The organism is Lactobacillus sp. ESL0680, assembly GCF_029392855.1.
In the GTDB taxonomy this organism is placed as follows: Bacteria; Bacillota; Bacilli; order Lactobacillales; family Lactobacillaceae; genus Lactobacillus.
In genome coordinates this window covers 750,217-774,434 of the sequence record NZ_CP113945.1, presented here as the reverse complement: position 1 = coordinate 774,434, position 24,218 = coordinate 750,217, and the positions used below count along the sequence as shown (strand labels likewise).

Annotated in this window: 23 protein-coding genes; 5 read left to right on the top strand and 18 right to left on the bottom strand. The window is 40.0% G+C overall.

The window, feature by feature from the left end; all coding sequences use genetic code 11:
* Positions 1-48: 48 nt before the first annotated feature.
* The 4 genes from tuf to rpsO form a co-directional block, all read right to left on the bottom strand.
* Positions 49-1,239: an elongation factor Tu gene (gene tuf, locus OZX58_RS03825; RefSeq protein ID WP_277129706.1), complete on the bottom strand. Its 1,191-nt coding sequence runs from the start codon at positions 1,237-1,239 to the stop codon at positions 49-51.
* A gap of 185 nt (positions 1,240-1,424) precedes the next feature.
* Positions 1,425-2,258 carry a tetratricopeptide repeat protein gene (locus OZX58_RS03820; protein ID WP_277141604.1) on the bottom strand — a complete coding sequence of 278 codons (834 nt, stop codon included), beginning with the start codon at positions 2,256-2,258 and terminating at the stop codon, positions 1,425-1,427.
* 2 nt (positions 2,259-2,260) lie between these two features.
* Positions 2,261-4,030, bottom strand: coding sequence for a ribonuclease J (locus OZX58_RS03815; RefSeq protein WP_277129708.1), 1,770 nt, complete (start codon positions 4,028-4,030; stop codon positions 2,261-2,263).
* 155 nt (positions 4,031-4,185) lie between these two features.
* Positions 4,186-4,455, bottom strand: coding sequence for a 30S ribosomal protein S15 (rpsO, locus tag OZX58_RS03810; protein WP_277129710.1), 270 nt, complete (start codon positions 4,453-4,455; stop codon positions 4,186-4,188).
* 201 nt (positions 4,456-4,656) lie between these two features.
* Here rpsO and rpsT point away from each other — a divergent pair, with 201 nt between their 5' ends.
* A complete protein-coding gene (gene rpsT, locus OZX58_RS03805) occupies positions 4,657-4,908 on the top strand; it encodes a 30S ribosomal protein S20 (RefSeq protein ID WP_277129711.1) in 252 nt (83 codons plus the stop codon).
* Between the two features lie 63 nt (positions 4,909-4,971).
* Here the strand turns inward: rpsT and holA are convergent, their stop codons facing one another.
* The 9 genes from holA to typA all read right to left on the bottom strand — a co-directional run bounded on the left by holA (position 4,972) and on the right by typA (position 14,511).
* Positions 4,972-5,958 carry a DNA polymerase III subunit delta gene (gene holA / locus OZX58_RS03800; RefSeq protein WP_277141602.1) on the bottom strand — a complete coding sequence of 329 codons (987 nt, stop codon included), beginning with the start codon at positions 5,956-5,958 and terminating at the stop codon, positions 4,972-4,974.
* Positions 5,955-8,237: a DNA internalization-related competence protein ComEC/Rec2 gene (locus tag OZX58_RS03795; protein WP_277141735.1), complete on the bottom strand. Its 2,283-nt coding sequence runs from the start codon at positions 8,235-8,237 to the stop codon at positions 5,955-5,957. The genes holA and OZX58_RS03795 overlap by 4 nt, the downstream gene beginning before the upstream one ends.
* Entirely contained in the window at positions 8,206-8,913 is a 708-nt protein-coding gene (locus tag OZX58_RS03790; protein ID WP_277141600.1) for a helix-hairpin-helix domain-containing protein, read from the bottom strand. The genes OZX58_RS03795 and OZX58_RS03790 overlap by 32 nt, the downstream gene beginning before the upstream one ends.
* Positions 8,914-8,973: 60 nt before the next feature.
* The gene (locus OZX58_RS03785) at positions 8,974-10,023 is read right to left on the bottom strand and encodes a SepM family pheromone-processing serine protease (RefSeq protein ID WP_277141598.1); all 1,050 of its coding nucleotides are present in this window, start codon (positions 10,021-10,023) and stop codon (positions 8,974-8,976) included.
* 5 nt (positions 10,024-10,028) lie between these two features.
* Entirely contained in the window at positions 10,029-10,508 is a 480-nt protein-coding gene (gene coaD, locus OZX58_RS03780; RefSeq protein ID WP_277141596.1) for a pantetheine-phosphate adenylyltransferase, read from the bottom strand.
* The gene (gene rsmD, locus OZX58_RS03775; protein ID WP_277141593.1) at positions 10,508-11,059 is read right to left on the bottom strand and encodes a 16S rRNA (guanine(966)-N(2))-methyltransferase RsmD; all 552 of its coding nucleotides are present in this window, start codon (positions 11,057-11,059) and stop codon (positions 10,508-10,510) included. Before rsmD ends, coaD begins: the two co-directional genes overlap by 1 nt.
* Positions 11,056-11,397: a YlbG family protein gene (locus tag OZX58_RS03770; protein WP_277129717.1), complete on the bottom strand. Its 342-nt coding sequence runs from the start codon at positions 11,395-11,397 to the stop codon at positions 11,056-11,058. The genes rsmD and OZX58_RS03770 overlap by 4 nt, the downstream gene beginning before the upstream one ends.
* Positions 11,394-12,566 carry an FtsW/RodA/SpoVE family cell cycle protein gene (locus OZX58_RS03765; RefSeq protein WP_277141592.1) on the bottom strand — a complete coding sequence of 391 codons (1,173 nt, stop codon included), beginning with the start codon at positions 12,564-12,566 and terminating at the stop codon, positions 11,394-11,396. The genes OZX58_RS03770 and OZX58_RS03765 overlap by 4 nt, the downstream gene beginning before the upstream one ends.
* 103 nt (positions 12,567-12,669) lie before the next feature.
* Positions 12,670-14,511, bottom strand: coding sequence for a translational GTPase TypA (gene typA / locus OZX58_RS03760; protein WP_277129719.1), 1,842 nt, complete (start codon positions 14,509-14,511; stop codon positions 12,670-12,672).
* A gap of 258 nt (positions 14,512-14,769) precedes the next feature.
* Here typA and def point away from each other — a divergent pair, with 258 nt between their 5' ends.
* The 4 genes from def to OZX58_RS03740 all read left to right on the top strand — a co-directional run bounded on the left by def (position 14,770) and on the right by OZX58_RS03740 (position 18,394).
* Positions 14,770-15,324: a peptide deformylase gene (gene def / locus OZX58_RS03755; RefSeq protein WP_277129720.1), complete on the top strand. Its 555-nt coding sequence runs from the start codon at positions 14,770-14,772 to the stop codon at positions 15,322-15,324.
* 176 nt (positions 15,325-15,500) lie between these two features.
* On the top strand, positions 15,501-15,725 hold the full coding sequence (locus OZX58_RS03750; RefSeq protein WP_277129721.1) for a DNA-dependent RNA polymerase subunit epsilon: 225 nt from the start codon (positions 15,501-15,503) through the stop codon (positions 15,723-15,725).
* A 6-nt stretch (positions 15,726-15,731) separates the two neighbouring features.
* Entirely contained in the window at positions 15,732-17,411 is a 1,680-nt protein-coding gene (locus OZX58_RS03745) for a ribonuclease J (protein WP_277129722.1), read from the top strand.
* A gap of 47 nt (positions 17,412-17,458) precedes the next feature.
* Positions 17,459-18,394 (top strand): YegS/Rv2252/BmrU family lipid kinase, encoded by a 936-nt coding sequence (locus OZX58_RS03740; protein ID WP_277129723.1) that lies wholly within the window; start codon positions 17,459-17,461, stop codon positions 18,392-18,394.
* A 42-nt stretch (positions 18,395-18,436) separates the two neighbouring features.
* Here the strand turns inward: OZX58_RS03740 and OZX58_RS03735 are convergent, their stop codons facing one another.
* The 5 genes from OZX58_RS03735 to OZX58_RS03715 all read right to left on the bottom strand — a co-directional run bounded on the left by OZX58_RS03735 (position 18,437) and on the right by OZX58_RS03715 (position 24,206).
* Positions 18,437-20,011 carry an APC family permease gene (locus tag OZX58_RS03735; RefSeq protein WP_277141588.1) on the bottom strand — a complete coding sequence of 525 codons (1,575 nt, stop codon included), beginning with the start codon at positions 20,009-20,011 and terminating at the stop codon, positions 18,437-18,439.
* Positions 20,012-20,146: 135 nt separating this feature from the next.
* Entirely contained in the window at positions 20,147-20,533 is a 387-nt protein-coding gene (locus tag OZX58_RS03730) for a DUF1828 domain-containing protein (protein ID WP_277141586.1), read from the bottom strand.
* A 12-nt stretch (positions 20,534-20,545) separates the two neighbouring features.
* Complete coding sequence (locus OZX58_RS03725) at positions 20,546-22,915, bottom strand: ATP-dependent RecD-like DNA helicase (protein ID WP_277141584.1); 2,370 nt, start codon at positions 22,913-22,915, stop codon at positions 20,546-20,548.
* Positions 22,908-23,546 (bottom strand): tetratricopeptide repeat protein, encoded by a 639-nt coding sequence (locus OZX58_RS03720; protein WP_277141582.1) that lies wholly within the window; start codon positions 23,544-23,546, stop codon positions 22,908-22,910. Before OZX58_RS03720 ends, OZX58_RS03725 begins: the two co-directional genes overlap by 8 nt.
* Positions 23,547-24,206 carry a histidine phosphatase family protein gene (locus tag OZX58_RS03715; RefSeq protein ID WP_277141580.1) on the bottom strand — a complete coding sequence of 220 codons (660 nt, stop codon included), beginning with the start codon at positions 24,204-24,206 and terminating at the stop codon, positions 23,547-23,549.
* Between the last annotated feature and the right edge of the window lie 12 nt (positions 24,207-24,218).

Genomic DNA, 24,218 nt, shown 5'->3' with positions numbered 1-24,218 from the left:
ATGTACTTCTATGAAGAAGTACATCTTTTTTAACTGTCTCTTTAGAAACTAGTCAAGAATTTCAGTAACCTGACCAGCACCAACAGTACGACCACCTTCACGGATAGTGAACTTAGTACCCTTTTCAATGGCAGCTGGTTTAATCAAAGTAACAGTAAATTCTGTGTTATCACCAGGCATAACCATTTCAGTACCTTCTGGCAATTCGATTTCACCAGTGATATCAGTGGTGTGGAAGTAGAATTGTGGACGGTAGTCTGAGAAGAATGGAGTATGACGTCCTCCTTCTTCCTTCTTCAAAACATAAACTTGACCCTTAAATTCTTTATGGGTTTGAATTGAGCCAGGTGCAGCCAAAACTTGTCCACGAACAACTTGATCACGGTCAATACCACGAAGCAATACACCAACGTTATCTCCGGCTTCACCCAAGTCTAAAGTCTTGTGGAACATTTCCAAACCAGTAACAACTGACTTAAGAACTTCTGGTACCAAACCAACGATTTCAACTTCGTCACCGGTCTTGATAGTACCACGGTCGATACGACCTGAAGCAACAGTACCACGACCAGTAATAGTGAAGACATCTTCAACTGGCATTAAGAATGGCTTGTCAGTTTGACGTTCTGGAGTTGGAATGTATTCGTCAACAGTGTCCATTAACTTCATGATAACGTCTTGTTGTTCCTTGTCACCTTGTAAAGCTTTCAAAGCTGAACCACGGATAACTGGAATATCGTCACCAGGGTAATCGTATTCAGTTAACAAGTCACGAACTTCCATTTCAACTAAGTCGATCAATTCTGGGTCGTCAACTAAGTCAGTCTTGTTTAAGAAGACAACGATGTAGTTAACACCAACTTGACGAGCAAGCAAAATGTGTTCACGAGTTTGTGGCATAGGACCATCAGTTGCGGCAACAACTAAGATAGCACCATCCATTTGAGCAGCACCGGTAATCATGTTCTTGATGTAGTCGGCGTGACCTGGAGCGTCCATGTGAGCGTAGTGACGATTTTCAGTTTCGTACTCTACGTGGGCGGTATTGATAGTAATACCACGTTCCTTTTCTTCTGGCGCAGCATCGATTTCTGAATAATCTTCAGCCTTTGCTAAGCCTTTTTCTGATAAAACTTTAGTAATAGCCGCAGTTAAAGTGGTCTTACCATGGTCAACGTGACCGATAGTACCAATGTTTACGTGTGGCTTCGTTCTAACGTAATGTTCTTTTTCTGCCATTAAAATGACCCTCCTGTAATTTTGCAAGAAGTCCGTTGAGTAAGTAACGGATAATTCTCTGTTGAATATTGTACTACTTTCATTGGCAAATGCCTAGTATTTTAATGCATAGAGCCATGCCTAATGAAAACGTCCTTTGCTATTATACTAAATACTTTCGAAAAGTAAAGTCTTTTTATTCAAAATTATTTAGGCAAATTAGCATAAATTTGCTCAAACAGCTTGTGGTGACCTCGACCATCGTGATGTTCAATATACGATGCAAGATCACTGGCAAAGCTGTCTGGCTCATCAACGTACTTAGCTAGTTTAGGATAAAGACTTCCTAAAATCAAGTTTACTTCACCCAAAACCGTTGGTAATTGATTGGGGCGATGATAATATCGCGAGCCAATTGCCGAAATAATTTCGTGGTAAACTGTACCCTTTTCTAGTAATTCAGTCTCTTGGGGAATAAATTCTTCAGTCTGGCCTAAGACCAAGACGCGAATTTTATCCTTGACGCCAAGACGAACTAAATCTTCGCACAAAGCAATTCGCACGGCAAAGTTTAAGCTCGGATCAAGCAAAAGACTTTGAGCAAAATTAACAAAATTAGGTAAATCCAATTTGAATAACTGCTCATAATCAAACTGGGTAACCTGATTTTTCTGCTTAAAATTTTGCATTACCTCTTGCTGCTGAGCTATAGCAATTGGCGTAACAGCAATCTTTACCCTATTTTTACTTAAATTTTGGACTTCGAGTGCTTCAATTAAAAAATGATTTGCCTGTAAAACTTTACTGTACTCCGCAAAAATGGCTTGGTCAGAAAAAAGATCAGGTTCTTCTTTAATTAACGCAAAGGCAGCATATTCCTGCCCAGCTTTTAAATATAAATCGCAAAGATTTGTTACTAGTTCAGTTGTTCGGCCGTTGCGCAATGCTTCTTCCAAGTATTGAATTGCTTGCTCAAAGTCACCAGCTGCAGCGCTTTTTTGGGCTAAATTAATTAAATTCTGTTGACTCAATGAGGTCATCTTTAGTCCTTTTGCTCAGCTTTTTGGTTTGACTTTTTATTAGCTGGTGCTGGTTGTTCGGCATCCTGCTTATTATTGCGCTTTTGCATTGCTCGATGGCGATTTTGATTAACTTCCATCACAACTGGCAGGACAACAGGCCGACGATTAGTCTGCTTGTACAGAAACTTCTCAAGGTCATTACGGACATCTTGCTTGATCTCGGTCCAATCAAATTTTTTATGAGCGAAATTATTGTTGATGGTTTCCTTGATTAATTCAATGCTGTCATGCATTAGCTTGCGGTTAGCCTTGATATAGACAAAGCCGCGACTGGTAACCTGGGGCTCGGCAATAATCTTCTTCTTGCGGCGGTCAATTGTAACAACAGCAATAAAGATACCATCATCAGACAATACTTCCCGGTCGCGCAAAACAATATTGCCCACGTCCCCGATACCTGAACCGTCAATCATTGTATCCTCGCCAGGTACTGGGTCAGTTAAGTACAATTTCTTTTGCTTAAAGTCGTAGCTCAAGCAATCACCATTTTTGGTAATAAAAATATTTTCTTTTTTCAAGCCAGTTCTTATTGCTAAATCCTTGTGAATTTCAAGCAAGCGGTATTCACCAATTACTGGAATTAAGAATTTCGGCTTTAAGGTGTCAATTAATAACTGCAAGTCGCGCCCAGTCGCATGACCACTAGTGTGCTTAGCATGGCCTAATTGAATTACAGTTCCCCCAGCACGGTAAACCATATCGCTTGTCTGAGCGAGTGTTGTTTCAACCGCGTGAGACGGTGTTGTCGAAATAAAGACCAAATCACCCTGATGAATTGTAATCATGCTGTGACGATTTTGCGCCATTTTTTGTAAAGAATTAAGCGGCTCCCCCATTTGACCGGTTTCTAAAATTACCGTCTTATTATCAGGAGTTGTCTTTAGGTCTTTGACCCGCATCAATAAGCCCTTAGGCGCCTTTAAATAGCCTAATTCCATTGCTGTTCGAGCAATCTTAGCTACATCACGGCCAGTTAATAACACACGTCTGCCAGTTCTTTGAGCAGCATTAAATACTTCCTGCATTCTAATAATATTAGATGCCTTGGCAGCAACAATAATGCGCCCCTCAGTATTGCGAAAGACATTGGTAACGTAGTCACCAATGCTTTGTTCAGAAACATTTGGCAATGAAGCTTCCGCATTCGATGAATCACTTAAAAGCGCTAATACCCCTTTTTGCGAAATTTCAGCGAGTCGATCCATATCCGTGCGATAATTTGGCGCTGCTGACGGGTCAAACTTAAAGTCTCCCGTATAAACAACTTCACCGGCTGGTGTATGAACATCAATTCCTAATGAATCTGGAATTGAGTGTGTTGTATGGAAAAACGAAATATTCGCATTCTTAAAATCAATTTCAGTTTCCGCATCAATTGTGTGGAACAAGCTATTCTTACAACGCTTATTAACCCGCTTAACCTTGATCTTAGCAAGTTCAATCGTTAATTGTGAACCAAAGACTGGAATATCATAGTCTCGCAGAATATACGGTAAGGCACCAATAGAATCAGCGTGTCCGTGCGTCAAAAAGATGCCGACAACCTGATCGCCATACTGCTCAAAGAAATCAAGATCTGGAATAACCAAATCGATTCCAAACAAAGAACTATCAGGATACTTCAATCCTGCATCAAGGACAAAAATTTCATCGTTGACTTGAACAGCGAACATGTCTTTTCCTTGTTCACGGACGCCGCTCAAAATCATTATTTTAACTTGATCAGCCATTATACTTCCTTTTCTATTTCTATTCAGTTGTTATTTTATGGATCATAGCGATCACAACGTAAAAAGTATCTTTGTTAATTTTAGCATAAAAAGTAATGATGACAAAAATAAAAAAGCCAGTTCGAAACGAGCTGACTTTTTTATCATATTTGCAATTAACGACGTAAACCTAACTTCTTGATTAATTCACGGTAACGATTGATGTCGTTATCTTGTAAGTAACGAAGTAAGTTACGACGGTGACCAATCTTCTTAAGTAAACCAACGTAAGAATGGTGATCGTGTGAGTGACTCTTCATGTGTTCAGTCAAGTTGTTGATATCTGTAGTCAAGATTGCAACTTGAACCTCAGTTGAGCCTGTATCGCCTTCGTGAGTTGCGTACTTCTTAATGATTTCGTCTTTTTCAGCTTTTGAAATTGCCATAATATTTTTCACCTTTCACTAAAATAATTGCCGTTAACAACGTTAACCGTCAGGTGTGAGCGTGCAAACAGCGTTAACGGTTCACAACAATAGTATAATACAGATTATTTTTTTAAAAAGCAAGTATAAATTATCTTGCATCTGCGATTATTCTCCAGTATAATCAATTAAGTAAAATTACGATCAATGGAGGTGAATCTCATGCCACAAATCAAATCAGCTATTAAGCGTGTTAAAACTCAAGATGCTGCTAGAAAGCGTAACGCCGCTCAAATGAACCAGTTAAGAACTGCTGTTAAGAAGTTCAAGACTGCTCAAGCAGCCGGTGCTGAAGACGCCTCCGAATTACACATTGCTGCTGCTCGTGCTTTGGACAAGGCTGCTTCAAAGGGTCTTATTCATAAGAACAAGGCTAGCCGTGACAAGAGTCGTTTGGCTAAATTGGCTAAATAGTTAGCCTAATTTTTATTGACTAACAATTAAAAAGACAAGAACCATTTTGGTTCTTGTCTTTTTTTATACATTCAAAATAAATAATTTCAGAAAGTTATCTTCATGATACTGGCCATTTTTATAATTAAAGTCTAGCTTAATTGCCTCTTCCAATAAACGCATTAGATCTTCAGGTGCCAAACGATTACCTAGAGCTAATTTTACACGGTAAGGATGAACGCTAAGTGCCTTCACAATCTGAGCCTCACTTCTTCCCCGCTTTTGTAAAATTTTTGCAGCTAAAATTAATTCTAACTGATTTTCAAAAACGGCTAATAATTGAATTGGATTACTTCCTTCACGCAATTGGTTATCAAGCCGGCTAATCGCTTCTTGGTAGTTATGCTTTAATGCAGACTCCAAAATAGCAAAAACATTTTGTGCAAGCGATAAGTCAACATTCTGCGCAATTGCCTGTTCAGTAATTTTCCCATCAACCGCAACCATTTTCAGCTTATTGTAATTACCTAAAATCGTATCCAAAACCTGATCGCTGCGCTGCAGTAATAATTGCAAGCCGGTACGTGAAATCTGGTAACCTTCTGCGGCAATCAAATTTTTAGTTACCGCAGCGACCTCGTATGTTTTGACCTTGGTTTCAACAACGTTGAACTGCTGCATGACTGTTTTAGTTAACTTTTTACGCCGGTCAACCTTGTCATAAGAAGCTACCAGCACAACAATGTCATCTAACTGTTGTAAATTTGCAAAGATTTCCTGCAATTGATCCATCTGCTTCTGCACTTTTTTAGGTGCTTTTGCCGTTAAGAAAAACGGGTTTTTGACTGTAATGATTTTTTGCTGGCTAAATAAACTTGATTCAGTTAAGTCTGCAATTAATTCATCAAGGCCTTCACCTTCACAATCAACATTAACCCGTTCAAAGTTATTAAAACGTTCTTCATGCGTATAAGAACGGGCCAGATAATCATTTAAGAAGCTATCTTCACCCAGGATTAAGGTTTGCAGATTATTGCTGTTGGAATTTTTAAATAAAGAAAGTAATGTCATTTGTTATTCACCGTGATAAAACGTGTTAGTTTAGGCTTAGTTATGCCATAAGTCCATGTAATCATACCACAGTCTTGGGTTGAAGCCCACGGTATATGTTGCGCTTGCAGTGTTGCCAAGGTCTCTGAATGCGGATGGCCAAAACGATTATTTCGACCAGCAGAAATAAAGACCATTGCTGGGTGTAATTTCTGTAAAAATTCCGGGTTAGATGCTGTCCTACTGCCATGATGCCCTAATTTAAAATAATCAGCATGAAGGCCATACCTAGACATAATTTCTTGCTCGCCAGCCTGACCCAAGTCGCCAGTAAAAAGCCAACTTTTATGTGCCAATGTAAAGGTTAAGGATAGCGAATCATCATTGGTTCCTAATCCCGGTTTAAATGGGTACACAACATGAAAAGTCACTGGTCCCTTGACAGTCATCCCCGCCAATAATTGAACAATCTGCCCGCGAGTAATTCGGCCATTAATTCTTTTTTGAAAAGACGGATTATTAATCAGCCCTTGCGCCATATACAACTTTTTGACTTTTACTTGTTCTAAGAGTGGTCCTAAATCACCAACATGGTCGGCATCCTGGTGTGAAACAAAGAGCCTATCAATTTGACTAATGCCCTCAGCTTTAAGAAGTGGAATGGTTATTTTATTAACTTGCGGTGTTGATTTTTTGCCGCCAAAATTTAATTTGCCACCCACATCAATCATATATACGCGCCGCCAAAGTGGTGTTGTAATTAAAATACTATCCCCCTGCCCAACATCAATAAAAGTTACTTGTCCAGTAAGTGGAAAATGAATTGCAAGCAGCAACAATAGATAAGTTACGCCAAGTCCGACTGCTAAATTACGACTCAATTTAACTATTTGTCCTTTTTCATTAATATTAATTAATAAAGCTGCTGTTAAAATTAACAAAAAGAGACACTGCCACCAATTAATCTTGCCAAAAGTTAATAAGCCAATTTTAGTTGCCGATAATTTACCAATGATCTGTTCACCGTAATTCAAAAGATACTCAAATATTATAGACAGATGTGGATTCCAGCTAAATACCACTAGGTTAATAAATGTCAGCGGCATTACTACCCAGTTAAAATATGGTACAACTAACAAGTTAAAAAGAACTGTTAATAGGTTGAACTGAAAAAAATAAACCAGCAATAATGGAGTTAATAATAAATTAAGCATTGCTGACTGCTTCAAGTTCGGCATTTTATCAGTCATCTCTAACCCGAAAGTCAGCGTATAAGTCAAAATGGCGCTAGTGCCCATCATTAAGCGTGGATTGAGCAATAAATGCACCAGACAAGTTAAGCCTAACAAATCAAAATGCTTTATTTGCCAACCTTTGAAACTAAATATTTTTCCTAAAAGATAAGTTAGACTAGCACGTACAAAACCTGCTTGACCATTACTCAAAAACACCCCAGCCACTAAGATAATCAGACAGCAGCCAAAGGTCTCTTCTTCGGTAAATTTTAGATAATAACAAAGTGTACTAATTACCAGCGCATAAATCCCAACATGCAGACCCGAAATGCTTAAAATATGGATTACTCCCAGATCACGGTAATTATCTAAAATTTGCTGATTATCCTGGTTGGGATTTTCTCCCAATATTAATTCGCTGCTAAAAAATCCTAAAATTCGGGGCATTTTTTGAAAATAAGACTGCAATTTAAACCTTAAGTAATGAAAATAATCGCTCCAACTGCCAGCTCGAGCCTGCATTTGGCAACTTTTAAGTTTAACCTGCTGCTCAATATTTTTACCAGCATAATATTGGCGCAAGTCAAATTGACCATAATTAGTCGCTGGTTCAATTGGCTTAACATCACCTACTAAGCTAGATAGATAAACCAGCTGTCCTTGATTAAGCTGCCTAAGCTGCTGCTTGGTTACCGTTCCCGCAACTAAAATTTGCCCGGTTTTCACGTGGCCAATACCGGACAGCCAATCATCATCAACCTTAATTTGATCGGGATAAACTTTAATTACCGCATTTTTCACCAATGTAAAATGAGTTTGATGGTTATGTAAGGCAACATTAATCGCTCCAATTATCAAAACGACAACAATAAGCCACTTCAAGCGACCAAACTTTTTCAAAAGCAGACAGGTCAAATAACCTGCCAATAAAATACAAACTAACTGCTGTAAATAGCCATGGCTCTGATAAATGCCAAAACTTAAATCAACGCCTAGTAATGCCAGCAGTAAGAAAAAGCCGGGAGCTAGCAGTTCAGACTGCCAACTGGTCTTTAAGCGCCGCAAAAGTTTTATCACCAATTCCTGAAACTTGCTTCAAATCTTCAATTTTCTTAAAACTACCGTTTTTTTGTCGGTAAGCAATAATCTGTTCCGCCTTCTTTTCCCCAATCCCATTAAGCTTTTGTAATCCTTGAGCATCGGCTGTATTCAAATTAACTTTTGAATGGTCAGTAGCATCATCTGCAGAAGTTGTGCTGCTCGTGCTATCTACTGGAGTTGCAGCCGAACTACCACTTACCGAAGTTACAATTTCATTAGCCTTAATTTTTTCGCCCCGATAAGGAATATGGACCTTATCCTGATCTTGTAAAATTAAGGCACGATTAACTTGCTTTAACTCTGCATTATTTGTAGTGCCGCCAGCCGCTTCAATTAATTCCTGCAGTCTTGCACTAGACTTCAAGGTATAGACACCTTGATGCTTAACCGCTCCCGAAATATCACAGGTGACGCTTTTAGCTTTTGCTGGCTCTGGATCTTGTTTACTACTAACTTCATTAGCCGTTTCTTTAGCTGGTGTCTCTTTTTGCGCTGAATGTTGCTCCTCAGTAAATTCAGTGGCAGTGTCATTTTGCCTGCTGCCCTGATGAGTCCAAAGAACAATTCCAATAACAACTAAGCCAACTAAAAAATACTGCTTATGTTCTAAAATAAAATCTTTGATTTGTTCCCAGTTCACGCTTTTCACCTCAATTATTAAATACGAAAAAAGCCCAGAAATTTTTCTGGACTTTTTTAATTAATAATTCTGTTTTAAGTAATTGAGAGCATCATTAAATGTTCTTACCGGAACAATTTTCATCTTTGAATGAATTGCTTGGGCAGTCTTCTTGGCAATTGCATAATTACTTGCCGATTTTTTGACACCTGTTGTATCCGTTGGAGCAAAGAAAACCTCAGCGCCAGCTTTATCCGCGGCAACAACTTTTTTGTCAACACCGCCAATAATGCCAACTTTGCCATCCGGAGCAATCGTCCCCGTGCCGGCAATCTTATGACCCCGTGCCAATTGGCGCCCAGTAAACGTCTCATAACTGGTTAGAGTAAACATTAACCCTGCAGATGGCCCGCCAATCTCGCCCGCATTAATAGTTAATCGCGGTTTCGTAGTGACCTGAACATGCTCAACCAGCTGAATACCAATTCCCGGCTTACCGGTTCCCGCAACTTTCACAATCTTACCGGTAAAAAACTGCTGCTTACCCTCACGCAATACCATAATCTTAACTCGCGCATGAAGCGGCTGCTTCTGTAAATACCGCATCATTTCTTCAGTTGACTTAAACCGATGACCATTGGCTCCTAGAACCGTATCGCCGACTTGCAATTTATTCTTAAAGCTCGAATGCTTCTGCACTTGCATTACATAAACGCCTTTATAGTCCAGCCGAGGCTTTAGGCCTGCCTGTTTAGCAGCATAGTAAATTGCATTTTGCTGGCTGGTTTCCATGTACCAGTTTTGCAGTTCCTCATACTGACTGTTAGTTTCGCCGCCCAATAATTCTGAACTTGGTATTCGCGTTGTATATTTTTGCGTGTAGCTCCATAAATATTGCCAAACTGTTGCTGGCCGACTGGTTTCACTTACCGTCACCAAATATAGATTATTAGGCTTAGGTTTCTTGCTTTTCACAAATTGACCGGTAGAAATCGCCTGTCCCGGCATTTCTAAGTAATAATTCGTTGGCCAACTTAAACCAACAATTACTAAAACCAAGGCAATAATGAATAATAGCCAATTTCGTGCCTGTTTTTTACCCTGTCGCTTGTCTTGCTGCTCTTGTGCCATAAAAATTATCCCAACTTTTGTTTCAAGGCCTCAGCTGCCTTTTGAGGCAGAAAAGCACTAATATCACCATGAAAATGAGCAACTTCCTTAATAATGCTCGAGGCAACAAAACTATCTTCTGGCTTGGTAAATAACAAAACTGTCGCCACTTCTGGTACCATTTTTTTATTCATTGCCGCAATTTCTTGCTCGTACAAAAAGTCGGAACTGTTGCGAACACCGCGAACAATCGCTTGGGCATGTAACTCACGCGCAACATTAACTGTTAAGTCTTCTGGTCTTTTCAAGACTTCAACATTTGGACAATCTTTTAACGCATCTTGAGCAAAGGCAACCCGTTCGTCAACGGTAAATAAATATTCTTTAGAAGTGTTAGTCATTATGACCACATACAGCTTGTCAAACATCCCTGCAGCCTGTCTGGCAACGTCAACATGGCCGTTCGTAATCGGGTCAAAACTCCCCGGAAATAAAGCGACTGTCATTACTCTGCCCTCCGATAGAAGCGAACGATTGTTTTGCCTAAATGATGCTCTTTAAGCAGCGTAAAGTCGGCAATATCGCCCAAACTAGTTTCATCATCAGTTTCAGCGACAATTATCGCATTTGGCGTTAATAAGTCTAATGCCAGCATTTTTTGCATATCTTTGACAATTTGCTGTTTAGCATAAGGCGGATCTAAAAATACCAAATCAAACTGCTGCTTATCCTGAGCCAACTTTTTAAGTGCATTATTGCTGGGCATCTTATAAATTGAAAACCGCTCTTCTTCTTGAGTGAGAGCGACATTTTTACGGATAATTTCTACCGCTGCATAATTAATATCAATGATTGTTGCATGATCGCAGCCGCGCGATACGGCTTCAATGCCCAAGGCACCGCTGCCGCCATATAGGTCAAGCACCTGTCCACCTGAAAAAAATTGCCCCAAACTATTAAATAGTGATTCCTTAACCTTATCACTAGTTGGTCTTGTCTTTTGACTTTTTAACGTAAATAAGTTGCGCTTGGCATACTTGCCAGAAATAATTCTCATGATAAATGTTCTAGTTTTTCCTGTTCTTTTAATAGTTTATCTTCTGCGGCCTGAGCCATCTCTGTAATTTGTTGTTCAATATGACTGCTGGACAAATCCAAATTTTCTTCACTCGATTTTTCAACTTTTTTAACAAAATCAAGTGCAGTTAGCTTTTGCATTACCTGATCGATTTCTTTTTGATCGGTATATAAAACGCAGTAACACATTTTTTTAGAAAAATAGACAATATCGCCGTAATGCCGCAGCTTATACTGGTTACTGGCTGAATCAAGGTAGACAATTAGGCCCTGTCTCTTAGTTATCGGGGTGTCTTGTAAGTCCTGATTAACACTCATTCTTCACTCTCCTTTTCCATTCGTTCGTTAGCTGCCACATTGAGCACTAAACCGATTGATGCCGAAAGGACAATCATTGACGACCCACCATAAGAAATAAACGGCAAGGTCACCCCAGTAATCGGCAGCAGCCCTAATACCGCACCAACATTAAATAAAGTTTCCGTAAAAATAATTGTAGCTACACCAAAGCAAACTAAGGCATTAAATTGCGAATCGGCATGAATGCCTACTTCCATAATGCTCCACATTAAGTAAAAGAGCAGACCTACAATTACGATTGCACCAATTACGCCAAGTTCTTCAGCAGCAATCGACAAAATGAAGTCTGTATATGGTTCCGGTAAATAACCACGTTTTTGCATACTGTTGCCAAGGCCAACGCCAAACAAGCCACCATTATGAATTGCATAATAGGAGTTAACTAGTTGGGCGCCACCCTTTTGCTGCAGCTGAAACGGGTGCAGAAAGGACATAAACCGTTGATACTGATAGCTATCTTGCAAAAATTTAGGATTCCAATGGACAACTAATGTTACCAGCAAAAAGACACTGACACCAATGCCAATTAGCCAGATCAGTGCCGTCTTAGCGGGCATCCCCGACATGGAAAACAGCACAATTACGATCATTGCTAAAATTGCCGTCCCCCCAAAATCCGGCTCAAGTAATACCAAAAACATCATAATTCCAGCTAAAATTGCCGGCCGCGATAAATTTTCGATAATATGGCCGCGCCGAAAGGCACCATCATGCCGGTCTAAAATAAACGCAAGGTAAACTACTAGAGCTAATTTGGCAATTTCCAGCGGTTGAATTTTGATAACCTTCAGATCAATCCAACCAACAGCACCATTGACAGCAGCTGCTGATCCCTTAATAACTTTTAATCCAATTAAGTAAAGCAGCATTATCGTGCTAATGCCTAAAAACCACTCAACAAACTTAGCACTCTTGACATTTTCAAGTTTTAATTTAAAAAATAAGAAGGCAAAAGCCAATCCAGCAATCGCATATTCTGCCTGTCTGACACCATAAACTGATGGCTTAAAACCATTTACCAGCAAAATATCAGAACTTGCCGAATAAACCATAATGATCCCAATGACAATCAGCAACAAATATGGCACTAAAATTTTGTAATCTAAATGGTGTATTTTTTCACGCACGGATAGCCTCTCCTTTAGGGTAAAAAACCTGTTTTTATTATAAAGCAAAAAGAGCACCACTTCATCAAGTGAATGCTCTTTTTTTGAATTTATTAAACTTTAATTAGTTACGTTTACGCTTCTTGTCAGCCTTTTGACGTTCTGAAGTGTTCAAGATCTTCTTACGAAGACGGATTGATTCAGGAGTTACTTCACAATATTCATCTTCATTTAAGAATTCAATTGCTTCTTCCAAAGTCAGCTTCTTAGGTGCATGAATAGCAGCAGCATGGTCCTTACCAGCAGCACGAGTGTTAGTTAAGTTCTTACCCTTAATAACGTTAACTGCGATGTCGCGGTCACGAGAAGATTGACCAACAATCATTCCTTCGTAAACTTCAACACCAGCACCGATAAATAATTGACCACGTTGTTCAACAGTCTGCAATGAGTAAGTAGTTGACTTACCTTGACTGATTGAAACCAAGGCACCGTTTACCCGACCTGGTTCCCAATTCTTAACAACTGGCTTGTATGAATCAAAACTGTGGTTCATGATACCGTAACCACCGGTTTGTGACATAAATTCGTTGTTGTAACCAATTAAACCACGAGATGGTACTAAGAAGTCAAGACGAGTTTGACCATTACCAGTTGAGGTCATATTTTGCATTTCGCCTTTTCTTTGTGACAATGAGTCAATAACTGAACCAACGTATTCGTCTGGAGTATCAACTTGAACAGCTTCGAATGGTTCACACATTGTACCGTCAACTTCACGGTAGATAACCTTTGGCCGTGAAAGTTGTAATTCAAAGCCTTCACGACGCATTTCTTCAACCAAAATTGACAAGTGCAATTCACCACGACCAGAAACAGTCCAGGCGTTAATTTGGTCAGTTGGTTCAACCTTCAAAGAAACATCAGTCCGTGTTTGCTTAATCAAACGGTCTTCTAGTTTCTTAGGGGTAACCTTGTCACCTTCGCGGCCGGCAAATGGTGAGTCACTGGCAACAAAGTCCATTTGCAAAGTTGGTGGATCAATCTTAAGTAGTGGCAATGCTTCTGGATTCTCAGCTGAAGCAATTGTTTCACCAACGAAGATATCGTTAATTCCGCTGATGGCAATAATGTCACCAGCTTTAGCTTCCTTAATTTCATTACGCTTCAAACCGAAGAAACCAAATAGCTTAGTAACGCGGAAGTTTTGGGTTGAGCCATCACGCTTCATAACGGTGATGTTATCGCCAACTTTAACTTGACCGCGGTAAATCCGACCAACACCAATTCGACCAACATAGTCATCCCAATCAAGCATTGTGATTTGGAATTGTAATGGTTCATCAATGTTGTCAAGTGGAGCTGGAATTGCTTTGATAATGGTATCAAAAATTGGATCCATTGTTTCTTTTTGGGTTGCTGGGTCAGCTTCGTATGAAGAAGTACCGTTCAAAGCTGAAGCATAAACAACTGGGAAGTCAAGCTGTTCATCATTGGCACCTAATTCGATAAAGAGTTCCAATACTTCATCCATAACTTGCTTCGGACGAGCACCAGGACGGTCAATCTTGTTAATAACAACGATTGGCTTAACACCAGCTTCCAAAGCTTTTTTCAATACGAAACGAGTCTGCGGCATTGTACCTTCGTAGGCATCAACCAAAAGTAATGCCCCATCAACCATGTGCATGATTCGCTCAACTTCACCACCAAAGTCGGCGTGTCCTGGCGTATCCAAAATGTTGATGGTTGTATCACCATATTTAACTGCAGTATTCTTAGATAAGATAGTAATACCACGTTCACGTTCAATATCGTTTGAATCCATTGCCCGGTCTTCCAAAGCCATATGCTCAGGCAGAGTGTCGGATTGCTTCAATAATTGGTTAACCAAAGTAGTCTTACCATGGTCAACGTGGGCTATGATAGCTATATTTCTAATATCGTCTCTTCTTTTTTCTGACAAAAGTATTCCTCCTCCACTCCTCAATAAAAAAACTGTGACTTGGTCACAGTTTCGGCGGCACGCTAAAAAACATGCTGATCGAAGTGTTTTTAATATCTGTGTAGTTACGCTCATTGATTTTACCACCTAAGTATATGCAGGTCAACGTTTATCCCTCTTTTTCAAAATTGAAAAATAGTATAGAATAAAAGTCAGACAATTAAACCAGATTTATGGTAAAAATAGATGTAGAACTTTTAGATGAAAGAGTGAATTTAATTGATTTTAATGAAAGATATTACCCGCGATGGTAATCCTGTATTGCGTAAAGTAGCGCAACCGTTGAGTTTTCCGCTTAGTGACCATTATCGCAAGTTAGCAGACGAGATGATGGAATACCTGATTAATTCGCAAGATCCTAAGATTGCCAAAAAGCACCAATTACGTGCCGGCGTTGGTCTTGCTGCACCCCAAGTTGGTGAAAGTGTCCAAATGGCTTCCTTGCTTGTGCCAAATGAAAAAGGCGAAATTATTTTTAAGGAGACTTTCGTCAATCCTGAAATTTTGTCTGAATCTGTTCGCCAAGCTTGCCTTAGTGAAGGCGAAGGCTGCCTCAGTGTTGACAAGGTAATCGATGGTTATGTCCCTCGTCCTGACAAGTTAAAGATTCATTACTACACTGTTGACGGTGAAGAAAAGACAATCCGCTTAAAGGATTACCCCGCAATTGTTGCTTCCCACGAAATTGAGCACTTACGCGGTCACCTCTTTTATGACCGTATCGACAAGCAAGATCCATTTAAATTAGATGAAGATACAGTTGTTATTTATTAGTTAAGTTAAAAGACAAGGAGCCGCCAATGCCTGTTTGACGGCTTTTTTGCTTAATTAATTGGAACTTGTTTCTATACTTGCTATTGCAATTATGGTAGAATTTTTATTAGCTATTGAATATTTTCATAAATATTCATCTTAAGAACGTTTTTATAACTGAATAGGAGAATACAAAGATGATCTACAAAGTTTTGTATCAAAAAGACAAGGTTGTTAATCCAAGAAGAGAAACAACCGAAACTCTTTACATGGAAGCTGACAACTTGGTTAGTGCCAGAACATTGGTTGAGGAAAATACCCCCTACAACATTGAACTCATCCAAGAACTTGCAGGTAATTCATTAGATTACGAAAAAGAACACGCTGATTTTAAATTAACGTCGTTTGAGAACAAGAAGTAGTTTTCCGTGCGCATTAAAAATAATGAAGTTGCCGTTTTTGCAATCGGGGGGTTGCATGAAATCGGCAAAAATATGTACTGTGTCCAATACCAGGATGAAATTGTCATCATGGATTGTGGGATTAAGTTTCCAGAAGATGATTTATTAGGAATCAACTATGTTATTTCGGACTATTCTTACTTAGTTAAGAACCGTAAAAAAATCAAGGCATTAGTTGTTAGTCACGGGCACGAAGACCACATTGGCGGTATTCCCTTTTTACTAGAAAAAATTCCAGAAATTCCGGTTTACGCCACCCCATTTGCCTTGGCCTTAATCAAGGGCAAGCTTGAAGAGCACGGTATTCTAAGAACCACTGAACTTCACGAAGAACATGAAGATACTGTTCTCAAATTCAAGAAGCTATCTGTTGAGTTCTTTAGAACTACCCACTCAATTCCTGATACATTAGGAATTGCTGTTCATACACCACTAGGTGCAGTTGTCTTTACTGGGGACTTTAAGTTCGACTTAACACCCGTAATGAACCAACCAGCACCAGACTTCCAAAAGATGGCTAAATTAGGCAAAGAAGGAGTTTTAGCCCTTCTTTCCGATTCAACTAACGCGGAAGTTACCCAATTTACTAAATCTGAACGGTTTGTGGCTAAGTCACTGCACGATATTATTACTGGAATTCATGGGCGAATTATCTTTGCCACATTTGCTTCCAATCTTTATCGGGTATCGACAGCCATTCAAGCTGCAATTGACACGGGACGTAAAGTCGCTATCTTCGGTCGTAGTATGGAAAATGGCGTGCAAAATGGGATTGACCTCGGCTACTTAAACGTTCCTGAAGGCCTGATTGTTGATGCCAATGAAATTAACCACACTCCTGCTGATAAGGCGATGATTTTATGTACCGGTTCGCAAGGAGAACCATTAGCTGCCCTCTCGCGGATTGCCAACGGTACCCACAGACAAATTAGTCTGCAGCCGGGAGATACAATTATCTTCTCCTCTAACCCAATTCCTGGTAATACTTTGAGTGTTAACCACTTAATTAACAAGTTGATGGAAGGCGGAGCTAATATTGTTCACGGCCGGGTTAACAACGTGCATACTTCCGGACACGGCGGTCAAGAAGAACTAAAAATGATGGTGCGCTTGACCCATCCACAATATATGATTCCGGTTCACGGCGAATACCGTATGCAAGTTATTCATACAGAATTGGCGCAAGCTGCTGGGGTTCCTGCAGACCATACTTTTGTTTTGGAAAACGGTGAGGTGCTCTGCTTTAGTCCAGAAGGTTCCAGAATTGCTGGTCATGTTCCAGCAGGCGATGTCTATGTTGATACGTCAGGTACTGCTGATGTCGGCAATGTCGTGGTTCATGACCGCCAAGTTCTGTCTGAAGAAGGTCTCGTGGTAGCTGTAGCAACTGTTGATTACAAGCACAAGCGCGTTCTCGCTGGACCCGATGTTTTAAGTCGTGGTTTTGTCTATATGCGTGAATCAACGGACCTGATTAGTCAGGCTCAGAAGCACATTTACCATGTGCTTAAATCAGAAATGGATAAGACCGATCATCCTAAGGACAGTGTTATCCGTAAGGCAATTGTTGAAAATCTTTCTGACTTTTTATATTCAAGAACCAAAAGACGGCCAATGATCCTGCCAATGATTATTGAAAAGAAATAATAAAAAGCCCTAAGGGGCTTTTTTAGTATATAAAGATGAGTAATAAAATGAAATTACACCTGCTAGTTAATGAAACAGCTGGTAATGGCCAAGGCAAGAAAAGTTTTACTAGCCTCGTACAACTATTAGTTGATGCCAACATTAATTTTAGCTTTCAAAAAAGCACTTATGCTGGTGAATTAATTAAATTAGCCCAAGATTACAGTAATCAAAAGCATGAAGCTGAAGATGTCTTACTAATTATCGGCGGCGACGGGTCGCTCAACGAAGTACTAAATGGTATCAAGCGTTCCGCTAATCCTGAGACGCCGTTTGCCTATTTGCCTGCTGGTACCGGCAATGATTTTGCCCGCGCGGCTGAACTAACAACTGATCCAGAAAAATTATTGCATAGCTTACAAAAAAGCCCTGTGCCCCTGCAGATTGACTGCGGTAAATTTCAATTAGCTGGATATAAGGATCAGCCAAGTTATTTTGCCAACAGCTTCGGCATCGGTTTTGATGCTTCTGTTAATCATTTTAGTAATCATTCTAAATTAAAAGAAATGCTAAATAAGTTACATGAAGGCAAATTGATTTACGGCGCCAACATTTTGCGTGCATTACGTAGTCAAGATACTTTTAGCATTGAAGTTCGTAGTGCTAACCAAAAAATGCAATTTGATGATGCCTTTTTAGTGACAACAACTAACCAACCATACTTCGGCGGCGGCTTCCCGCTATTGCCAAGTGCCAGTCTGACAAGCCACCGTATTGATACGATTGTCGTTGAAAAGTTCAGTATCCCTAAACTGCTTAAGCTGCTCTATCACCTGCTCAAGGATGGTTCGCACATCAACGATCCCCAATTTCATTATATTGAAGCCAAGGAAATCATTGTTAAAACCAAACAAAAGGAGTTTGCTCAAGTGGATGGTGAAGAAATTAATCAGCGCACTTTTAATTTAAAACTAAAGGTCAGCCATTTTAATTTATTAAAGTAAAAAAACATTATCGTAACTAGTAATTACGATAATGTTTTTTATTTATTCTTCTATTTGGGCCTTTTGGTTAATTTTAGCTGCTTCTTCCAAATCGGGCCCAGCATAAGCACTGCGGACGCCCCAATAGTAAAAGCCAATACTAATTAAAGCAACGATTACCAAGTCCCAAGGATAATGCAGCCAATTTAAGCCGCCAAATTCCTTGGCGCCCAAGATGGATAATCCTGCCATAACTATCAAATAACTAATGAGCCACCAACTGCCCTGCAGCGCCTGTTTAAACTGGTGGTCATTGTTCTTCCACTCATAGTAAGCATAAATTGGCATGCCAGCCAAAATGACTAACATTACTTCCCAAGTAGTTGGGAACTGTCCCCAATATACTGCTAAACTAGTTAACACAAAGGTTACCGGCGCTAAGATATTTAAGTTACGTAACTTAATCGGACGGTAAAACTTAGGCGCCAACTTACGTAATGCCGCTGTTGAAACCGGACCGGTTAAATATGCAATTAACGTTGAGGTAGCAATCACACTTGCCAATTGCCCCCAATTAGGAAATAAGGTTACCAGAATGATACTAACAATTAAACTTGCCAGCATTGCCTTATGCGGCGTGTGATATTTAGAATCCAGCTTCGTCAAAAATTTTGGCAAGTGCTTATTCTCAGCCATTGCGGCAAGTGATCTACTCGTAGTTGCCATGAAGGCAATTCCTGTCCCAAATGGGGAAACAAAGGCGTCAATATAGAGCAAAATTGACAACCAATTAAGCCCCAATAACACTGCTAACTGGGCAAATGGTGAACTGAAATTAATTCCTGACCAGCCTTTTACCTGAATTAAATGATGCGGCATGCTGGCTACAAAAGTGAATTGCAATAACGTATATAGCAAGGCACTGATTGCTAACGAAATAATAATTGCCCGCCGCATATTCTTTTGCGGATTTTCAATTTCGCTGCCAAGGTTAATAACCGTCTGAAAGGCATCGTAAGAAAAAATAATTCCCGCACTAGTAGTTGCCGTCAGAATTGGTGCTGTCCCGTTAGGAAACCAATTAGTTGTCGTTAATGTCAAATTATGACCATTAAAGCCCGACACCAACAACAAAATAAAGGTTAACGTTGGAATAATAATTTTAAACCACGTAATAGTGTTGGAAAAGCGCGCCATCAAGTTAACGGAATAATAATTTATCCAGGTAAAAATCCCCATAAAAGCAAAAACGACTAACAAGCCAATGCCTGTGATTTGTCCGTGATGCATTAATTGGTGAAAGCTTCTCGCCCACGGCCATGGCCAAGAACTCAGATACTGGACCGCCGCCACAGCCTCAATCGGCAAAATCGTTTCAAGCGAAACCCAGTTAGCCCAAGCCGCAATAAAGCCAAGCAGTGATCCGTGCGTATATTGGGCAAAGCGGCTCATGCCCCCACTCTGCTGAAACATGGTGCCCATTTCAGTATACACAATCGCAATAAAGCCCATGATAACCGCACCAATTAACCAAGAAAAAATGGCCGCGGGTCCCGCTAAATGTGCGCCTTCCCCGGCACCAAATAGCCAACCCGAGCCAATAATCGAGCCTAATGATAAAAGAGTCAGTGATACCAACCCAATTTTCTGTTTTTTAATTTTTATTACCCCATTTCATAAAATTAATTTTGCCCCTTCTAATATAAATGTCAAGTAGAAGAATTAAGGTAACCGCAACCAATCAAAAATGGTAACCTGAATGGTCACCACTTTTTAGCCTAAATATGAAATTGCAACTTGCAGCTGGGCTAACTTAACTATCGCCTGAGCCAAATTTTCTTGTTCTACCTGGACAGAAATTTCACAATTTTCTTCATTAAAATCATAACCTGCACCTAAAGCAATTTCAGCAGTTGCTTCATATAAATCTGCATCACTAATCCCAGGATCAAGTTTAAACAGCATTCGACCATCATCAGTGACTATATATTGCTCACCAACTTGCTGGACAAAGCAATATACTGTATCACCATAAGAGTCGATTGCCGTTGTTGCCACCTCCAAAGTGTCACTGCTAACAGCTGTCACCCCAGTGTGTGCTGCCACCCAATCGCCAATTGCTTGGTTAAGTTGTAACTGGTTCGCTAATTCTTTTACCATTATTTACCTCTTTTATGTTCGTGACGTTAATTTAATGCCCTGCATCCCAATCATCGGATCAATTTCACCAGAATAAATCAATTCTGGCGTCAAAATATAATCTTGCGGCTGCTTATTCTGTTCATCAGTGGTTTCCGCTGCTGGCGCTAATTCATCAACGACTTCATCCTTACCTGATTCTTGTCCAAGTAACTTTTGCAATTTAGCAGTCAAACCCGTTTTGCGGTCATTACCCGAAGTATTGAGTGCCATTACATAGGCGCGCGGATCACCAACCAAAACCAAATTTTTCTCTGCCCGCGTCACTGCCGTATATAACAAATTTCGCTTAAGCATCACATAATTCTGCATCGTTAAGTTTAAAATGACCAACGGAAATTCTGACCCCTGCGACTTATGAATTGTAATGGCATAAGCCCGCGTCAGGTCAAACAAATCCTTCTTACTAAAGTTAACTTCGCGGCCATCAAAGTCTGCTGTCATACATTTTTGGGAATTTTTGGTATCAAGCGAAATAATTTTACCAATCTGACCATTATAAATATCTTTTTCCGGATTATTTTGCAGCTGCAAAATTCTGTCGCCAATCCGAAAGATTTCATCATGAACTTCAAGATACTTGCTATCAGGTTTCGCTGGGTTCATGATTTCCTGGATTAAATTGTTCAGGTTGGTGACGCCGCCCTCACCATGATACATTGCGCCAAGAACCTGAATGTCGTCCGGATTAAACTTCTTCAGAGCCCGCTCAACAATTTGACTGACAACATGGCCAATCTCGTGGGGTGGACAAGAAATGAACGAATAATTTTTGGTCTTTTGAAACATGGCATCTTGATCGGTGCCCTCATTAATATCATGTGCCAAGGTAATAATACTTGAGTCATCCCCCTGGCGGTGAATTTGGGTTAAAACAGTTGTTGGTAATGCCTGCGACTTAATTAAATCACTAAAGACATTTCCCGGTCCAACTGACGGCAGCTGATCTTTATCACCAACAAAGACAACGTGCTTAGTTTGGTTAATACTAGAAATGAGCTGCTTAAACAAGAACATGTCAACCATCGACATTTCATCAATGATTAAAATCTCACCATTAAGTTCATTGAGGTCAGCGGTATCATTTTCACCAATTCCCATTCCTAACATACGATGAATTGTCTTAGCAGTAATGCCCGTGATCTCCTCCATTCTCTTAGCAGCACGACCAGTTGGAGCAGCTAATAAAAATGGCGGATCACTGCTGTATAGAGCAGAAGAGGGTATCTCTGCCAGATCACGCAAAGCCAATAAAATTCCGTTAATAATTGTCGTTTTACCAGTGCCAGGTCCACCTGTCAAAATTGAAATCGGGTTAGTTAAGGCGTTTTTGATGGCTGCCTTTTGCGTATCATCATACTTAATTTTTAATTCTTTTTCGGCCTTTTTAATTGCTTTTTTAACCGCGCGATCACTGTATTGCTCATCTTTATCCTGCTCATTGCGCCGTTCAATCAGGTTTTTCATGGTTAAGGCAATATCATTTTCCGTTTGGGCAATATTTTGCAAGGCCGCATTTTCACCAGAAACAACTACCTTACCATCATGCTGGAGCTGATTCACACAATTAGCAATTGGATCAAACTGATTGATTTGCAAAAGCTTGCTGGTATCCGTCAATAATTGGGCTAAGTTAATGTAGGTGTTCCCAGCTTTACTTAACTCATCAAGCAAAACCTGAAAAATTGCACCGTTAATTCTGCGTGGATCATCAACTGGAATCCCCAGTTCTTGCCCCATGCGGTCAGCACTCCTAAAGGCATAACCTGTGACTTCATCAATTGAAGCATACGGATCCTCCTGCAGCTTGGTCAACGTTTCACCATGATAAATTTGATATAGACGACTGGCGACTTTTTTATTCAAGCCAAATTGCGTCAGCTTCAAAATAATCTCTGAATAAGAATCCATAGAATTCACGCCAGCAAGCAAACTGTCTTTTTGCTTTTGGGTCAAAGGCAGCGTCGCAATCTTAGCCGGATTTTCTTTGAGTACTGCCAAGGCATTAACGCCCAGTTCAGCAATAATTGTATTAGCAGCCTTTTTACCAATTCCGGGGAACTTGCTTGAGCTCAAGTAGCGGCTTAAACTTCCCTCTTCATGTGGTAAGGCCTGCTGGTAGCTATCACAACGAAATTGTAATCCGAATTTGTTGTGAACCACTAATTTACCTGAAAATTGGTAGGTCCCGCCAATCTGTACTTCGCCAAAGTTGCCAGTGACTTTAATCTCATCACGGTCATAATCATCTAACTTACCATTAATTGTCACATCAAGAATTTTGTATAGGTCCTGATTATTTTCAAAAACAATACCGTTAATCTTGCCTACAAATTCAATCATTACCGTTATCCTTATCCTTAACTAATTTAAGAATTGATGCGTACTGGTCGAGTGCTTGCTGATAATATTTAGGGTCCTGTTTTTTCGCTATTTGCATAAATTGTTGGGCCTCTTTGCGGTCATCTTCTAAAACCGTGATTCCCAGCAAAAAGTTAACTTTGGCACTTCTATCAGGAATTGGAATTTGTTCGTAAATCGTGCGAGCTTCCCTTAATTCCCCGAGGCTAAGCCAAATATCTCCTAATAACTCCCGCACACGATTATCAATCTGCTTGATTGTTAATGCATAAGCTAAGGCCTTTTGCTTTTGACCGATTTTAAGATAAACTAATGCCTTTTGGTATAAAACCAAATCATCATTAGGAATTTGGTCAAGTAACGTTAATGCCTTATCAAAATCTCCCTGCATGTAGTAGCATACTGCCAAATCATAATCTAGATCCTGCGGTTTTTTAACTAACTGCTTAGCCTGCTCCAACAACTGTGTTGCTTGGGCAAAGCTGCCCTCATTTAATAAATAAGTTGCTAGCTGCAAATAATTATCTGGATTCTGCGGCTCGCGATCAATTTTAGTTATTAATTGATGAATTTTACGATCAATATCTGCTTGATGTTTATCCTGTTTTGCCATTTATAATGCGTCCGTTTCTGAAAGTTTGCGGTCTAAAAAGTCAGTTTCATTCCAAATTAATGAGTGCCACGTCTGCCCCTGGTCACTTGTCTCTAAAATCGTTAAGCTAGTGTTATTTAAACTGCCGTTTTGCCGTAAATTTTTAAGAGAAAAGCCTAACAAACCGCCCATAATTGCTGAAAGAGCAGCCCCATGACTAACTGCTAACACCTTATCATCTGGGTTAGTAAATTTCTGAGCAACACTACTTGCAAAATTTTGCCCGCGAGCAATAACTTCTGGGTAATCCTCACCATTAATTGCATGCCCATCATACCAATCAGGATGGTGCCACAAATCATCAACTTGTGCTGGGTACTTTTTTAGGGCAGCCTCAAACTGCATGCCCTCCATCTCACCTAAATTAAATTCACGCAGACGTTCATCAATAATCACTGGCAACTGCGCATTCATTGCATCATCAATTCCCTGTGCAGTCGCAAAGGCCCGCTTTAAAGGACTAGAATAAATTGCCCGAAACTTGGTGTTTTTTAGATGTTGCCCCAGTTTTTTAATATCAATTAGACTCTGCGGCAATAGTGGGGAATCTCCTTGTCCGCCTTGAAAACGTTTCTCAAGGTTCCACTCAGTCTTCCCATGCCGTACAAAATAAATCTGCATCAGTAATTTTAT

Bases quoted from the DNA above. Each gene is read 5' to 3' on its own strand.
- OZX58_RS03785 (WP_277141598.1), bottom strand. From the start codon at position 10,023: ATGGCACAAGAGCAGCAAGACAAGCGACAGGGTAAAAAACAGGCACGA.
- OZX58_RS03720 (WP_277141582.1), bottom strand. From the start codon at position 23,546: ATGGCAAAACAGGATAAACATCAAGCAGATATTGATCGTAAAATTCAT.
- OZX58_RS03725 (WP_277141584.1), bottom strand. From the start codon at position 22,915: ATGATTGAATTTGTAGGCAAGATTAACGGTATTGTTTTTGAAAATAAT.
- OZX58_RS03820 (WP_277141604.1), bottom strand. From the start codon at position 2,258: ATGACCTCATTGAGTCAACAGAATTTAATTAATTTAGCCCAAAAAAGC.
- tuf (WP_277129706.1), bottom strand. From the start codon at position 1,239: ATGGCAGAAAAAGAACATTACGTTAGAACGAAGCCACACGTAAACATT.
- rsmD (WP_277141593.1), bottom strand. From the start codon at position 11,059: ATGAGAATTATTTCTGGCAAGTATGCCAAGCGCAACTTATTTACGTTA.
- OZX58_RS03715 (WP_277141580.1), bottom strand. From the start codon at position 24,206: ATGCAGATTTATTTTGTACGGCATGGGAAGACTGAGTGGAACCTTGAG.
- OZX58_RS03750 (WP_277129721.1), top strand. From the start codon at position 15,501: ATGATCTACAAAGTTTTGTATCAAAAAGACAAGGTTGTTAATCCAAGA.
- OZX58_RS03770 (WP_277129717.1), bottom strand. From the start codon at position 11,397: ATGAGTGTTAATCAGGACTTACAAGACACCCCGATAACTAAGAGACAG.
- coaD (WP_277141596.1), bottom strand. From the start codon at position 10,508: ATGACAGTCGCTTTATTTCCGGGGAGTTTTGACCCGATTACGAACGGC.
- holA (WP_277141602.1), bottom strand. From the start codon at position 5,958: ATGACATTACTTTCTTTATTTAAAAATTCCAACAGCAATAATCTGCAA.
- OZX58_RS03730 (WP_277141586.1), bottom strand. From the start codon at position 20,533: ATGGTAAAAGAATTAGCGAACCAGTTACAACTTAACCAAGCAATTGGC.
- OZX58_RS03815 (WP_277129708.1), bottom strand. From the start codon at position 4,030: ATGGCTGATCAAGTTAAAATAATGATTTTGAGCGGCGTCCGTGAACAA.
- rpsO (WP_277129710.1), bottom strand. From the start codon at position 4,455: ATGGCAATTTCAAAAGCTGAAAAAGACGAAATCATTAAGAAGTACGCA.
- OZX58_RS03740 (WP_277129723.1), top strand. From the start codon at position 17,459: ATGAAATTACACCTGCTAGTTAATGAAACAGCTGGTAATGGCCAAGGC.
- rpsT (WP_277129711.1), top strand. From the start codon at position 4,657: ATGCCACAAATCAAATCAGCTATTAAGCGTGTTAAAACTCAAGATGCT.